The organism is Lactobacillus acidophilus (assembly GCF_034298135.1).
Classification (GTDB): domain Bacteria; phylum Bacillota; class Bacilli; order Lactobacillales; family Lactobacillaceae; genus Lactobacillus; species Lactobacillus acidophilus.
In genome coordinates this window covers 1,814,682-1,828,830 of the sequence record NZ_CP139575.1, presented here as the reverse complement: position 1 = coordinate 1,828,830, position 14,149 = coordinate 1,814,682, and the positions used below count along the sequence as shown (strand labels likewise).

The 14,149-nt window shown below is 36.3% G+C and carries 13 protein-coding genes, 1 pseudogene, 1 riboswitch and 1 other annotated feature; of the genes and pseudogenes, 11 read left to right on the top strand and 3 right to left on the bottom strand.

From position 1 onward, the window contains the following. The first annotated feature begins 49 nt into the window (after positions 1 to 49). The 11 genes and pseudogenes from SO785_RS08825 (at position 50) to SO785_RS08775 (ending at position 12,517) form a co-directional block, all read left to right on the top strand. Positions 50 to 1,360 carry an NCS2 family permease gene (locus tag SO785_RS08825; RefSeq protein ID WP_021721243.1) on the top strand — a complete coding sequence of 437 codons (1,311 nt, stop codon included), beginning with the start codon at positions 50 to 52 and terminating at the stop codon, positions 1,358 to 1,360. Positions 1,361 to 1,516: 156 nt separating this feature from the next. Next, positions 1,517 to 1,768: a binding site (T-box leader), on the top strand. Positions 1,769 to 1,840: 72 nt separating this feature from the next. Beyond that, entirely contained in the window at positions 1,841 to 2,740 is a 900-nt protein-coding gene (locus SO785_RS08820; protein WP_003549454.1) for a proline iminopeptidase-family hydrolase, read from the top strand. Positions 2,741 to 2,743: 3 nt separating this feature from the next. Continuing rightward, a pseudogene (locus tag SO785_RS08815) lies at positions 2,744 to 4,368 on the top strand (peptide ABC transporter substrate-binding protein). 80 nt (positions 4,369 to 4,448) lie between these two features. After that, positions 4,449 to 4,546, top strand: a riboswitch (purine riboswitch). A gap of 77 nt (positions 4,547 to 4,623) precedes the next feature. After that, positions 4,624 to 5,934, top strand: a complete 1,311-nt coding sequence (locus SO785_RS08810) for an NCS2 family permease (RefSeq protein ID WP_015613442.1) — start codon at positions 4,624 to 4,626, stop codon at positions 5,932 to 5,934. Positions 5,935 to 5,985: 51 nt separating this feature from the next. Beyond that, positions 5,986 to 6,237, top strand: a complete 252-nt coding sequence (locus SO785_RS08805; RefSeq protein WP_003549446.1) for a hypothetical protein — start codon at positions 5,986 to 5,988, stop codon at positions 6,235 to 6,237. Between the two features lie 365 nt (positions 6,238 to 6,602). Beyond that, entirely contained in the window at positions 6,603 to 8,231 is a 1,629-nt protein-coding gene (locus SO785_RS08800; protein WP_011254634.1) for a peptide ABC transporter substrate-binding protein, read from the top strand. A gap of 102 nt (positions 8,232 to 8,333) precedes the next feature. Next, a complete protein-coding gene (locus tag SO785_RS08795; protein WP_003549441.1) occupies positions 8,334 to 8,774 on the top strand; it encodes a CopY/TcrY family copper transport repressor in 441 nt (146 codons plus the stop codon). A gap of 9 nt (positions 8,775 to 8,783) precedes the next feature. Next, positions 8,784 to 9,161 (top strand): cupredoxin domain-containing protein, encoded by a 378-nt coding sequence (locus tag SO785_RS08790; RefSeq protein ID WP_003549440.1) that lies wholly within the window; start codon positions 8,784 to 8,786, stop codon positions 9,159 to 9,161. Further along, positions 9,161 to 9,448 carry a cupredoxin domain-containing protein gene (locus SO785_RS08785; protein WP_003549438.1) on the top strand — a complete coding sequence of 96 codons (288 nt, stop codon included), beginning with the start codon at positions 9,161 to 9,163 and terminating at the stop codon, positions 9,446 to 9,448. The genes SO785_RS08790 and SO785_RS08785 overlap by 1 nt, the downstream gene beginning before the upstream one ends. Next, positions 9,448 to 11,373 carry a copper-translocating P-type ATPase gene (locus SO785_RS08780; protein WP_003549436.1) on the top strand — a complete coding sequence of 642 codons (1,926 nt, stop codon included), beginning with the start codon at positions 9,448 to 9,450 and terminating at the stop codon, positions 11,371 to 11,373. Before SO785_RS08785 ends, SO785_RS08780 begins: the two co-directional genes overlap by 1 nt. A gap of 91 nt (positions 11,374 to 11,464) precedes the next feature. Continuing rightward, on the top strand, positions 11,465 to 12,517 hold the full coding sequence (locus tag SO785_RS08775; RefSeq protein ID WP_003549434.1) for an ElyC/SanA/YdcF family protein: 1,053 nt from the start codon (positions 11,465 to 11,467) through the stop codon (positions 12,515 to 12,517). Position 12,518: 1 nt separating this feature from the next. On the opposite strand, the gene SO785_RS08770 is transcribed toward SO785_RS08775, so the two are convergent. The 3 genes from SO785_RS08770 to SO785_RS08760 form a co-directional block, all read right to left on the bottom strand. Next, the gene (locus SO785_RS08770; RefSeq protein WP_003549433.1) at positions 12,519 to 13,232 is read right to left on the bottom strand and encodes a TIGR00266 family protein; all 714 of its coding nucleotides are present in this window, start codon (positions 13,230 to 13,232) and stop codon (positions 12,519 to 12,521) included. Between the two features lie 15 nt (positions 13,233 to 13,247). Then, complete coding sequence (locus SO785_RS08765) at positions 13,248 to 13,901, bottom strand: Crp/Fnr family transcriptional regulator (protein WP_003549430.1); 654 nt, start codon at positions 13,899 to 13,901, stop codon at positions 13,248 to 13,250. Positions 13,902 to 13,963: 62 nt separating this feature from the next. Beyond that, a complete protein-coding gene (locus SO785_RS08760; protein ID WP_003549428.1) occupies positions 13,964 to 14,113 on the bottom strand; it encodes an SPJ_0845 family protein in 150 nt (49 codons plus the stop codon). Positions 14,114 to 14,149 lie beyond the last annotated feature (36 nt).

Below are 14,149 nucleotides of genomic sequence, written 5' to 3'. Positions count from 1 at the left end.
AGTATAATTTTAATTGAATGTTCACTTTATACAATTTTTGGAGGACAAAATGAACGCAATTAGCAATTTCTTTCATTTAAAGGAGAACAATACTTCCTTTAAGACCGAATTATTGGCCGGTTTGACTACTTTTGTAAGTATGTCATACATCCTTTTTGTTAATCCCAACGTTTTAGGTGCAAGTGGGATGGATAAAGGTGCGTTGTTTACTGTTACAGCATTATCCGCAGCCTTTACCTGTATTGTTATGGGACTCATTGCTAACTATCCAATCGCTTCAGCCCCAACATTAGGTTTGAATGCATTCTTCACTTACACAGTTTGTCTTGGTATGCACGTTAAATGGCAAACAGCCTTAGCCGCTGTTTTAGTTGCATCCATCCTTTTCATTTTACTAACTGTTTTTAAAGTTCGTGAGATGATCATAGATGCTATCCCTGCCGATATTAAATACGCAATTTCTGCTGGCATTGGTTTATTCATCGCTTTCATCGGACTTCAAGGTGGTAAGTTAATTCAAAATAGCGATTCAACTTTAGTCACTATCGGTAGTCTTAATAATCCTACAGTCTGGATCACTATCTTCGGTTTGATCGTTACCATCTTCTTAATGATTGCACGAATTCCTGGTGCTATCTTTATCGGTATGATCGTAGCTGCCGTCTTTGGAGTAGCCATTGGTCAAATTCCAATGCCTAAGGGTATTGTTTCTTCAATTCCAAGTATTGCTCCAACTTTTGGTCAAGCAGTTTTTCATATTAGTGACATCAACACTGTTCAAATGTGGGTTGTTGTCTTTACCTTCTTATTAGTAACTTTCTTTGATACAACTGGTACTTTAATTGGTTTAGTTCAACAGGCCGGTTTAATGAAGGACAACAAGATGCCACGCGCCGGTGAAGCTTTAGCTGCCGACTCATCAGGTATGCTTGTTGGTTCAGTACTTGGTACCTCACCTGTCGGCGCCTTCGTTGAATCAAGTTCTGGTATCGCAGTTGGTGGTAGAACTGGTTTAACCGCAGTTTGGGTTGGTATTTTCTTCCTAATTTCTACTATCTTCAGCCCAATCTTGAGCGTCTTTACTACTCAAGTAACTGCACCTGCCTTAATCATCGTCGGAGTTTTAATGGCTGAAAACTTGGCTCACGTACACTGGACTAATCTCGAAATTGCCATTCCTTGTTTCCTCATTGCAATCGGAATGCCTCTTACTTACTCAATTTCAGACGGTTTAGGCTGGGGCCTTATCGTTTACCCAGTTTCAATGATCGCAGCTAAGCGTTTCAAGGAAATCACACCAATGATGTGGATTCTGTTCGTGGTGTTCATTATTTACTACGTGGTTTTAAACGTAAAATAATTTCATTAATAAAATACCTTCATCTAAGCAAGCAGTTAATAGCTGCTTGTTTTTTGGAATTTCACTGCAAAGATTTATATGCTTGATTAAAAATAATTAAAAAAAGTATTGACAATTAATTAATGCTTCAGTATTATAACTTACAACATAAATAATATTTTAGCTTTGATAAGGAAAGTAACTTAAGATAAGATTTTCAGAGAGTCTTCGCTTGGTGAAAGAAGATAATTAAGTCTTACGCGAAAATCACCTTTGAGCCGAGAGTGCGATAATTAGCATTCTCAGGGTCCGCCCTATACAGCGGCGACGTATCGCTAATCACAAATAGATTGGCCGCACGTGCAGAGGGTTAAATGTTGAAAAACTTTTAACAAAAATAGGTGGTACCGCGTTTTAAACGCCCTATTAGATCAAATTGATCTGGTAGGGCGTTTTTTTTATTATCAAAGTTAAGTTATTAATTTTTAAGGAGAATTGGCAATGGATCAAACAAGATTAGTAACTTTAGATAATGGTTATCACCTATTTACACGAAAAGTCAATGAAGGACCTATTAAACTGCTTTGCTTACATGGTGGCCCTGGCGGAACACATGAAACTTTTGATAATTTTAAAGATGGCTTAAAAGGGCAAGGCGTTGAAGTTTATTCATATGATCAATTAGGATCTTACTATTCTGATCAACCTGATTTTACTAAAAAAGAAAATAAATCATTACTTTCTATCCCTCGATATGTCGACGAAGTCGAAGAAGTAAGACAAAAGTTAGGCTTAGATAACTTTTACTTGTTGGGACATTCATGGGGTGGACTTCTTGCTCAAGAATATGCTTACAAATATGGCAAACACCTAAAGGGCCTAGTTCTAATGTCAATGATTGATAACTTAGATGAATATACAGAAAATATTAATCATGAACGTGAAGAAACTTTTTCACCTGAACAAGTTGATTACATGAAAGAATGTGAAAAAGCTGAGAACTTTACTGACCCTATGTATCAGCAATTAGTTGCTCATCTTTATTCCCTCTTTTTAACAAGACATCCCACAGGTACAGCTCATCCTGTAAATACTCACAATAATGTGATTTACAACTATTTCCAAGGAAATAATGAATTTGTTATGGTGGGTGAGCTTACCAAATGGGATTTCAGAGAGAAACTAGCAAGTTTGAAGATGCCAACTTTATTAACCTTTGGAGAATTCGATACTATGCCACTTTCAGCTGCTCGCAGAATGCATCAAACACTAAGTAATTCACGCTTAACTTTAACTCCGGATGGCGGACATTGTCATAATACTGATAATCCAAAAGCATTCTTCACGTCTTTAACTAAGTTTTTACACGATGTTGAGAACAACACATTCAAGGGAGAATAAACTATGAAATTAAACAAATTACTATTATCCGCTTCCGTCGTCTTAGCTTCTTTAGCTACCGCTGCTTGTGGAAATAACAACGCTTCTGCTAATAAAAAAGATCAAACTTTACATTTAATGCAAACAGGAGAAATCTTATCTTTAGATACTTCTAATCAAGCTAATATTAGTCAATGGAATGTCCTAGAAAATTCTATGGAAGGACTTTATCGTGCCGATAAAGAAGGTAATCCTTCTCCAGCAATGGCCACAAAATTAGTTAAGCCAACAGATCACGGTAAAAGATATACCTTCACCTTAAGAAAAAATGCTAAATGGTCTAATGGAGATCCTGTAACTGCGGAAGATTTTGTTAATTCATGGCGTAGATCTGTCAGTCCTAGCTCTCAATCAGGTTATTCTTATATCTTCACTGGTGTAAAGAATGCCACCAAAGTCACTGCAGGTAAGTTGCCAGCAAAAGATCTAGGGGTCAAAGCTTTAAACAATCGCACTCTTCAAGTTGACCTAGAATATCCAATGCCATACTTTACTAGAATGATGGTGCTGCCAGCATTCTTCCCACAAAGCAAAGCTGCTTTAACTAAATTTGGCAAAAGCTATGGTTCTGCTTCTAATAAGATGTACTACAATGGACCATTCAAGGTTGATGGTTGGACAGGTAGCAATTTGTCATGGGACTTGGACCCAAATAAATATTATTACGATAAAAAAATATTCATTTAAAGAAAATGAAAATGCAAGTTGTAAAAGATGCAAACACTGCACATCAACTTTTCCAACAAGGAAATCTTGATGACGCAACTATTACAGGAACCACGGCTCAAGGCTTGCAAAAAGATAAAAATTTAATGCATCTTAAACGTGCCGGAGTCTACTATTTACAACTAAATCAACGTCAAGGACGTGTATTTTCAAATTCTAAATTACGTGAGGCTCTATCTTTAGTATTAGACAAAAAACACTTAGCTGAAAAAGTACTTGCCGATGGTTCAGAACCTGCATATACATTTGTTGCACCAACTTTAGTTAAAGATCCAACCACTGGCAAAGATTTTGCAACTGAAATGAAGCCAAGTGAAAATTATAATGTCAAAAAAGCACAAAAATTATGGCAAGAAGGCTTAAAAGAAGAAGGAAAGAAATCTGTCACTTTAACTTACTATACAGATGATCAAACTATCAATAAGAATATTGCCCAATTTGTTCAATCACAAGTTGAATCCAAATTAAAAGGTGCAGATGTTGAAGTACACGCTGTTCCTGCTAAAAATACCCAAGATAATGTAAGTAAAGGCAACTTTGACATGCACTTTAGTTTATGGCTTGCTGATTATGCTGACCCAATGAGTGATTTTGATATCCTTCAAACCAATAATGCTCAAAATTACGGTAAGTATAGTAGTAAGGCTTACGATAATTACATCAGTGCCGCTAAAAGCAAGAGCGCCGCAGATGTCAAACAATACTGGCAAAATATGAGAAATGCTCAAAGTCAGTTAACTAAAGATACTGCAGTAGCACCTTTATACAACATGACCGAAAGTCACTTAGTAAGAAGCAACTTAAAGGGTGTATTATGGCACTCCGTTGGTGAAGTTGATTATACAAGAGCATATTTTAAGTAAATAATTTTTAAAACAAGCAGTTCCGGCTGCTTGCTTTTTGTTTCCCAGGAAATTTGCGTAGGCCACGTATTTCTGCTAAAATACTTAACAATCAAGTTATCTATATATCGTCGAAATAAGGTCGACAGTATCTACCCTGAGCCATAAATTCAGGACTATAGGTATCAGACGTCATAATTTTATTAAGGACATCTTTTACCCATGACTTTGGGTAAGCTATGTCTTTTTTCTTTTTGTTTTTATTTTGGAGGCGCAATGGATTTTTTAAATAAAGTCTTTCATTTAGAAGAAGCTAACACTAACGTTAAACGCGAATTAATTGCCGCATTAACTACGTTTGTCAGCCTCTCCTACATCCTATTTGTTAACCCTAATATTTTACACGCAGCTGGTATTCCTAAAGGTGCAGCCTTCACTGTAACGGCCATCGCTACAGCAATTGGTTGTTTCCTGATGGGCTTTATTGCAAACTACCCTATTGCCTTAGCTCCAACTCTAGGTAGTGGTGCTTTCTTCGCATACAACGTATGCGTGGGGATGCACATTTCCTGGGAAACAGCATTAGCTGCCGTTCTGGTTGCATCAATCTTGTTCATTTTAATTACCGTTTTTAAATTGCGTGAAATGGTGGTCAATGCGATTCCACAAGATATGAAGTATGCAATTTCAGCTGGTATTGGTTTATTCATTGCATTCATCGGCTTAAAAAATGGTCAGTTAATTGTTAACAGTGACTCAACTTTAGTTACTCTAGGTAAATTCAGTAATCCTGCTGTTTGGATTACTTTATTCGGTTTAGTTTTAACAGTTATTTTAATGTGTTTAAACGTACCTGGCTCAATTTTTGTGGGCATGATCATTACCGCTATTTTTGGCATGATTATCGGTCAAATTCCATTGCCACATGGCATCATTGCGGGCGCACCAAGCATTACACCAACTTTTGGACAAGCCGTTTTTCACTTAAAAGACATCAATACGGCACAACTTTGGATGGTTGTTTTAACCTTCTTACTTGTTACATTCTTTGATACTGCTGGTACTTTGATTGGGATGACTGAACAAGCCGGTATGGTTGATAAAGATGGTAAGATCCCACGAATTGGTCGTGCATTCTTAGCCGACTCAACTGCCATGGTTGAAGGAGCAGTCCTTGGTACTGCTCCACTTGGTACTTCAGTAGAATCAAGTGCTGGTATCGCAATGGGCGGTAGAACTGGTTTAACTGCTATCTTTGTTGGTATTTTCTTCATTATCAGCATGATTTTTAGTCCACTTCTTTCCGTTATTCCAACCACTGTAACAGCCCCAGCATTGATTATTGTTGGTGTGCTTATGGCAAGCAACTTAAGAAAGATTGATTGGGATAAGTTTGAAATTGCTTTCCCAGCATTTTTGACGGTTGTAGGTATGCCGTTAACTTACAGTATTTCAGATGGTTTGGCTTTAGGTTTAATTGCCTATCCTATCACTATGATCGCTTCAAAGCGTGCCAAGGAAGTTACTCCAATGATGTACATCCTGTTTGCGGTATTCGTCATCTTCTTCCTGGTTACTAACTTATAGAAGAAACTATATCCGCTTCGATTGGGAAGCGGATATTTTTATGGAGGTTTTATGAAAGATAAGAAAGCATTATGGATCATGGGTACCCTTATTTTCTCAGCTATTACAGGTATCTATTTTTACTTCAACATCCACAACTCATTAGGAACTACAATGGTCGTCATTCTTGCTGGATTTACCCTGTATCTTCTATTTCAAACTGGCCAACTCTATCAGAAAATGTGGACCAAAATCTTGATTTATTTGCTTGATGTAATTTGGATTATCATAGTACTGTTGATCGTTAGTCTTTTTAATCGTTAATTTTTTGTTGACAAATTATTTCCTAGGATATATTATGATAGCAACATTAAAAACAAATTAAGCAATGACAAGAAAAGTAATTGATAATATCGTCCACAGAGAGTTTCCATATTGGTGGAAGGAAATGACTATATATTATCTTTGAAAATGGCCTTCGAGCATGAACCTGCGATATTTAGCAGATTCAGGGTCCGCCCTCTATCGCGGTAGTGTATCGTCTTTTTGACCGTACATGAACCAAGGTGGAACTTCCATGAAGAATAGGTGGTACCGCGTGATAAACGCCCTATTAGATCGATATGATCTAGTAAGGCGTTTTTTTCTTTTTCATTGCTTAATTTTCGTCTATGCAAAGGAGTTTAGCAATGAGAATATCAAAGAAGATTTTAGCAACAAGCACAATTATCGTTTCAGCATTGGCTCTTGCAGCTTGTGGCAATCAATCAGCCTCTCAAAAGAAAAAGCAAGTTTTAAATTGGTCAGAAACCACCCAATTATCAACTCAAGATCCATCTTTAGCCACTGATACTACTAGTTTCCAAGCCTTATTGAACACTGGTGATGGTCTTTATCGTTTAGATAAAAACAATAAGCCAAGACTTTCTTTAGCCAAATCTGTTAAAACATCCAAAGGCGGCAGAGTTTACGATTTCGTCTTACGTAAAAATGCCAAGTGGTCAAATGGCGATCCCCTTACTGCAAAAGATTTTGTTTATTCATATCAAAGAACCGTTACACCAGCTACCAAATCACAAATGGCCTTTTACCTCTATCAAATTAAGAATGCCCAAGCAATCAACAGTGGCAAAAAGAAACCATCTACTCTTGGCGTAACTGCACCTTCTAAATATCATTTACACATAGAACTTACTCGTCCATTAAGTTACTTTAAGAATTTGCTTGCATGGCCATTATTCTTCCCTCAAGATCAAAAAGTTGTTCAAAAGTATGGCAAACTTTATGGTACTCAAGCTAAATACACTGTTTCTTCTGGTCCATTCACTTTAACTAAGTGGACAGGAAACAATAAAACTTGGACTTTAGCCAAAAATAAGAATTACTGGGATGCTAAGAACGTTAAATTAGACAGAGTCAACGAACAAGTCAGTGAATCAACAACCACCAGTTATAACCTCTTCCAAGCTGGAAAAGCTGACGAAACAGGCTTAACAGGTCAACAAGTAGCTGCCAACAAGAATAAGGCTGGCTACCACGCTAGACTTTCCTCAGCTATTCGTCGTCTTGAATTAAATCAAAACAAAGTTAAGGCATTCAAAGATCTTAAAATTAGACAAGCATTCTCATATGCAATCAACCGTCAACAATTAGCAAACAACATCTTAAAAGATGGCTCTATTCCAGCTAAGGGCTTCGTTCCATCAGGCATGGGTACAAATCCAAAAACCGGTGCTCAATTTGAAAATGACGCTTACGTAAAAAGTGGCGTAAGTTATGACTTAAATAAGGCTAAATCATTGCTCCAACAAGGCTATAAGGAAACTGGCATCAAATCCATTAAAGTTACTTTGTTGGCAAGTGATGACGATTCTTCAAAACAAACTGCCGAATTCTTACAAAGTCAACTGGATCGTTTGCCTAACGTAAATATTTCAGTACAAAACATTCCATTTACTCAATTGATTTCTCGTCAAACTACAGGAAACTACGAAATCACAATCAAGAATTGGCAGGCTGTTTTTGGTGACCCAATTAACTTCCTAGATGTTTTCCAAAAAGGATCAAGCTACCTTAATAACGGTTGGAACAATAATCAATTTAACAAATTACTAGATCAATCCGAAAACGTTTATGGTAATAGTCCTGTTAAACGTTGGAGCAGATTAGTTGCTGCAGAAAAGATCTTAATGAGAGATCAAGGTACTATTCCATTAGTTCAAGTAGCTCACCCACAACTTCTTAAAACTGATGTTAAGAATGTATCCTTTAATCCAACAGGCGTTCCATACGATTTCAAGAACGTTTACTTCAATTAATTATCTTAAGAAAGACATATGTCTTTCTTTTTTTAGTGTTTTAGGGTTTACAAATGTAAATATTAGTTGTATAGTTACATTTGTAAACGATAGGAGGAAGAAATGGTTAAACTTCAAGAAAAAGAAAGCACAATTTCCGACAGTGAGTGGGAAGTCATGCGAATCATTTGGACACTTGAGCCTGTGAGTTCAACCCAGATAATTCATGAACTGCAAGCTAAAAAAGATTGGTCCGAATCAACAATTAAAACTTTATTACGTCGTTTGGTTCAAAAGAACCTACTGAGTACTAAAAAAGAAGGCAGACACTTCGTTTATACCGCTAAGATCAATCAGACCCAAGTGATGGCGGAAACTGCACAAGAGCTACTTAATCGTATGTGTGACATGCATAAAGGTGAAGTATTATTACAACTTTTAGCCGATTCTTCTATTTCAAAAAATGATTTAGAAAAAATGAAGCAGAAAATCTCTGAAAAAGAAAAAAACGCTCCTGCCAAAGTTCCGTGTAACTGCTTGCCAGATGAAAAGCACTTCTGCTAGGAGGAAAGAATGAATATTTCACAAATTATTACATTAATAGTCGCTATTCTATTGATTGGCTTTATTCTCTGGTGGTTCTTCGGTAAACATGAAGAATCTGTAGAAAATGCTAATGTTAATCAAGGGATACAAGAAGCAAATATCGTTGTTAAAGGTGGGTACTCTCCTTCAACTGTTGTTCTTAAACAAGGCGTTCCAGCAAAAATTAATTTTGATATGAAAGATTCAACTGCTTGTTTATCTCATGTTGTTTTCGAACAGCTTGGCGTTGATAAGGATCTAACCAAGCAAAAAGTTACTACTATCGATATTCCAACTGACAAGAAAGGTACTTATAACTTCGCTTGTGGTATGGATATGTTTCATGGAAAGGTTGTTGTAAAATAATGAGTATTTTTTCAAAGAATCAAACTAAAAAAGTTGTTGTTAATGCAGATAATCACGGTTACAAACCAGATACCGTCACTTTTAAGGTGGGTAAGCCTGCTCAATTAAAATTCATCCCATCGGATAATATGGGATGTATGAACGAAGTTGTTTCAAGAGACTTGAATTTTGATGAAAAATTAGATGGTAAAAAAGACGTTACTATTGATATTCCTACCGATAAGCCTGGTACTTACAACTATGCTTGTGGTATGGACATGTTTCATGGAAAGGTCGTCGTTAAATAATGAAACTATCCAATATTAAGCGGTTTTGGATTTCATTTATTTTATCAATCCCGATGCTTATCCAAATGCTTGCTATGCCATTTCATTGGATGATGCCTGGTTACAACTGGATTGCATTTGTAACAACCACTATTATCATGGCTATTTCGGCTGCTCCTTATTGGAGCAGTGCTTGGGCAGCCTTTAAAAATCATAACGCTAATATGAATACACTAGTTGCTGTAGGTACTTCTGTAGCATACTTTTACAGTATCTTCGCCATGTTCACTAATCGAGAAGTTTACTTTGAAAGTGCGGCATTCGTTACTGTCTTTGTACTTCTTGGGGATGCCATGGAAGAAAAGATGCATAATAACGCTTCTAACGCTTTAGCTAAGTTAATTGACTTACAAGCTAAGGATGCCGAAGTTGAACGCAACGGTGAATTCGTTAAAGTTCCCCTTGATCAAGTTAAAGTGGGCGATATCATCCGTGTTAAGCCTGGTGAAAAAATTCCAGTTGATGGTGTTATCGTAGACGGATCAACTACTATTGATGAATCTATGGTTACCGGCGAAAGTATGCCAGTAACTAAGAAAAAAGGCGATAACGTTGTAGGTTCAACCATCAACACTAACGGTACCTTCACTTTTAAAGCAACTAAAGTTGGTAGTGATACCATGCTTTCACAAATCGTTGATTTGGTTAAAAAAGCACAAACTAGTCACGCCCCTATTCAAAACTTGACTGACAAAATTTCTAACATTTTCGTACCTGCTGTTTTAATCATTGCGATTATCACATTCGTGGTTTGGTACGTATTCTTAAACGCTCCATTAGTTACTGCATTACTATTTGCAGTTTCTGTAGTTGTTATTGCTTGTCCATGTGCCTTGGGTCTCGCAACTCCAACTGCATTAATGGTTGGAACTGCACGTAGTGCTAAGATGGGTGTATTAATCAAAAACGGTGAAGTTCTTGAGGAGGTTAGCGACATCAACACAGTTGTTTTTGACAAAACTGGTACTATTACAGTTGGTAAGCCACAAGTAACTGATATTGTTGGCGACAAAGACAAAGTATTAGCTATTGCAGCTAGCCTTGAAGAAAACTCTGAACACCCACTTGCTACCGCCATTGTTAAAAAGGCTAAAGAAGATAAAATTGCCTTAGCTAAAGTAACTAGCTTTGCCGCAATTGAAGGTAAAGGCGTTAGAGCAAGCTACAATGGAAAGACTGCCTTTGTAGGTAGTGATAAGTTGCTAGAAGATATTTCTATTTCCCAGGAAATGAAAGATCAAGCCATTAAATTACAAAAAGAAGCTAAAACTGTAGTTTATGTTGGTTTGGATAAAAAAGTAATCGGTTTAGTCGCTATTCAAGATGTGCCTAAACCTAGTTCTAAAGCTGCTATTGCCGAACTTAAGAAACGTGGCCTTAAAACCGTTATGCTCACCGGTGATAATCAAAATGTAGCTGAAGCTATCGGTAAAGAAGTCGGTATCGATCAAGTTATTGCTGGAGTTTTACCAACTGAAAAAGCTGCTGAAATTGAGAAATTACAAAATGAAGGTAATAAGGTTGCCTTCGTAGGTGACGGTATCAACGATGCCCCTGCATTATCTACTGCAAATGTTGGTATTGCGATGGGTTCAGGTACAGATATCGCTATTGAATCTGGTGGTATTGTCCTCGTTCAAAACGACTTAATGGGTGTTGTGAGAGCTCTAGACATTGCCAAGAAGACTTTCAATAGAATTAAATTAAACCTCTTCTGGGCTCTCATTTACAACACTATCGGCATCCCTATTGCCGCAGGTCTATTCGTAATCTTCGGATTAAGTTTAAGCCCTGAATTAGCGGGACTTGCAATGGCCTTCAGTTCAGTTTCAGTTGTAACGAGTTCACTTCTTTTAAATAAAGTCCGAATTGCCGGTCTAGATTAAGCAAAAAAGCACCTTTCGATGCTTTTTTGCTTTTTCTTTTAAATATTTTATAAACTCCGTATAATTAAGTAAAAAATAAAGGAGTTTTTAATTGTTATCCATATTTTACTGGCTTTTAGCTATTTTTCTTATTAACCTTGGAATTTTTATTTTTGTCTTAACACACGAACGACGCTCAATGTGGGCCGGCCTTACTTTGACCTCTACTTTAATGTTTCTAGCTTTTTTGGCCATTGATGCTCTTATTATCATCGAGGCTCAATTTCCTCAGCAACACCAAATAATTGCTAATTTATTACTTTTGGCCTCTGTAGGTGTAGCATTATTTATTTTAGTATTCGTATTTCTTTTGATTATTATTTTCCTCTATAACGGTATTAAAATTTTGATCAAAGAAGGTACTAAATGGACTAACTTTTTATCGCTAGGAACAGGAATAGCTATTATTCTACTAATTTTTGCATATCCTGTTTTAGGCCGCTCCACTTCTGCACCATGGTTTAGATTTATCTATCTCTTTTTATCAATGAGTATTTTCTACATAATCTTCATCATGGTAATGTATACTCTAACTTCTTGGTTAAACCTTATTAACATTAACACTAAGAAACTAAACTACATTGTTGTTTTAGGCGCAGGATTACTTGGTAAAAAAGTCACACCATTATTAGCCAGTAGAATTAATCGCGGAATTGAAATTTATCATAAAAATCCTGATTCTAAATTAATTATGTCGGGTGGTCAAGGACCTGATGAAGAAATTCCTGAAAGTCATGCTATGGCTGCTTATGCAGAAGAACATGGTGTACCTAAATCCGATATTATTATCGAAGATCGATCTAAGACAACTAACCAAAATCTTAAATTTTCTCACCAATTAATGAAACCTAACAGCACATTTTGTATCGTTACTAATTCATATCACGTTTATAGAGCGCTTGTTTTGGCAAAACGGCAAGGTTTACAATGTATTGGCTACGGCGCAAAAACAAAATGGTACTTCACTTTAAACGCCTTTATTCGTGAATTCATTGCTTATTTAGTAATTACTAAAAAGATGCAATGCAGTATCATTGGATCTCTTGCCGTAATAAATATTATTTTTGCAGCTCTATATTACGCTTCAACGCAATTTTTTAGCTAAATTATTTTTCATTACCAGGAATTAATTCATCCAAAATGCCGGCAAAAGTTTCTAAATTAAGGCTTTGAATATACACTTCACCACTACCTTTGAAAGTATTAACAATCCCCTCGCCGGTTCCAATCGATTGAATAAAGCCATTATCAAAATGAATATCATAATCAAGCCCTGTTGACCAGGCAACTACATGATTATTATCAATGGTAATTTCATCATTATTTAGTGTAATTTTCTTAATTGAACCATATGCGTTACATAATACTGTTCCTTCACCGCTAGTAGTCATTACAAAAAAGCCGCCAGTTCCTGAAAAGATTGCTCTACCAACCGATTGTTTCTTCATAGAATAGCTGGCAGAGCCGTCCATAGCTAAAAATTTCCCATCATTAATGCGATATTGCTCTTTTCCAAGTTTTAATGGTAAAACTTCACCTGGTAAAGCCGGTGCAATTGCCAACTTGCCCGTAGTTCGGCTTGCTTGTGCTTCAGTGATCCAAAAGCTCTCTCCTGAGGTGATTGAACGTCCAACTGCACGAATCAATTTACCGATTCCTGAACCTGTTCCATTTACTTTAGTATTTAACTTGATACTAGTTGAATGATAAACCATGCTTCCACGTTGAATAAATACCTTTTCACCCGGTTCAAGCTCAATATCAACTAATGGGAACTGCATTTGCTTATCAATACTATAATTCATACGGTTATCACTCATATTTTTCTCCAGTTACTAGTCCTTAACAATGGTGATTTCTCGACGATTGACTTTTATTTTTCCTTCTTTTTCCAATGATTTTAACTGCCTACTTAAAGTCTCAGGGCTTGTTCCCAAATAACTCGCTAAATCTTTCTTTTTCAAAGGTAAAGTAAATTTAGTCGCTCCATTCTTTTGACTTTGTTCAACTAAATAATCCATTAAACGATCTTTAGCATTCATTGAATTTCTGCGAACTGAATTAGTTTCTATTGCTACTAATTTCTCACCAAAGTTATTAAGCAAGTTTAAAGTTAAATCTGGTGTATCCTTAAGCAGCCTTTGAAAGTCAGCGCGACTAATGGAACAAATATAAGTATCCTGCAAAGCTTGAATAAAATTCTCATGACTATCATCTTGAAATAAATTCTGTTGTCCATCATAGTCACCTTTATTCAAAACTCCTAAGACAGTTTCTTTACCATCACGATTTAAATTATAGATTTTAGCACTACCTTTGTCTACGAACATCATTCCATTCTTACCATCGCCCGGCTGACGGATAAAGCTACCTTTTTCAAAATATTCTTGATGTGTAGAAATCGGAGCTATTTTTTCAAGCATTTTATGTGGTAACTTTGAAAATAAACCCGCCTTACTAATACAGCCAATTGGTGAATGTTTCTTCATATCTTTTAACCCCTTAAATTTCTAGAGAAAAAGCAGATTGCACTTACAATCTGCTTTTTTATTTACTTATCTTTTTTCTTTTTATCCTTTGAATCTTTATTTAGCAATTCTTCCGGATCCTTATGCTTTGGTGTTTTTTTTGGATCTGGAACGGTTGCAAAACGATCAAGCATCTTTTGTAAATTGTTAGGGTTGTCAAATGTTAATCCCATAGAACATCTTCCTTTCGTTTCCTAAATTATATAAAA

What these genes read in the sequence shown, in the direction of transcription:
- SO785_RS08785 (WP_003549438.1), top strand. Translation starts at nt 9,161, where the DNA reads ATGAGTATTTTTTCAAAGAATCAAACTAAAAAAGTTGTTGTTAATGCA.
- SO785_RS08765 (WP_003549430.1), bottom strand. Translation starts at nt 13,901, where the DNA reads ATGAAGAAACATTCACCAATTGGCTGTATTAGTAAGGCGGGTTTATTT.
- SO785_RS08820 (WP_003549454.1), top strand. Translation starts at nt 1,841, where the DNA reads ATGGATCAAACAAGATTAGTAACTTTAGATAATGGTTATCACCTATTT.
- SO785_RS08790 (WP_003549440.1), top strand. Translation starts at nt 8,784, where the DNA reads ATGAATATTTCACAAATTATTACATTAATAGTCGCTATTCTATTGATT.
- SO785_RS08810 (WP_015613442.1), top strand. Translation starts at nt 4,624, where the DNA reads ATGGATTTTTTAAATAAAGTCTTTCATTTAGAAGAAGCTAACACTAAC.
- SO785_RS08770 (WP_003549433.1), bottom strand. Translation starts at nt 13,232, where the DNA reads ATGAGTGATAACCGTATGAATTATAGTATTGATAAGCAAATGCAGTTC.
- SO785_RS08795 (WP_003549441.1), top strand. Translation starts at nt 8,334, where the DNA reads ATGGTTAAACTTCAAGAAAAAGAAAGCACAATTTCCGACAGTGAGTGG.
- SO785_RS08805 (WP_003549446.1), top strand. Translation starts at nt 5,986, where the DNA reads ATGAAAGATAAGAAAGCATTATGGATCATGGGTACCCTTATTTTCTCA.
- SO785_RS08825 (WP_021721243.1), top strand. Translation starts at nt 50, where the DNA reads ATGAACGCAATTAGCAATTTCTTTCATTTAAAGGAGAACAATACTTCC.
- SO785_RS08760 (WP_003549428.1), bottom strand. Translation starts at nt 14,113, where the DNA reads ATGGGATTAACATTTGACAACCCTAACAATTTACAAAAGATGCTTGAT.
- SO785_RS08800 (WP_011254634.1), top strand. Translation starts at nt 6,603, where the DNA reads ATGAGAATATCAAAGAAGATTTTAGCAACAAGCACAATTATCGTTTCA.
- SO785_RS08780 (WP_003549436.1), top strand. Translation starts at nt 9,448, where the DNA reads ATGAAACTATCCAATATTAAGCGGTTTTGGATTTCATTTATTTTATCA.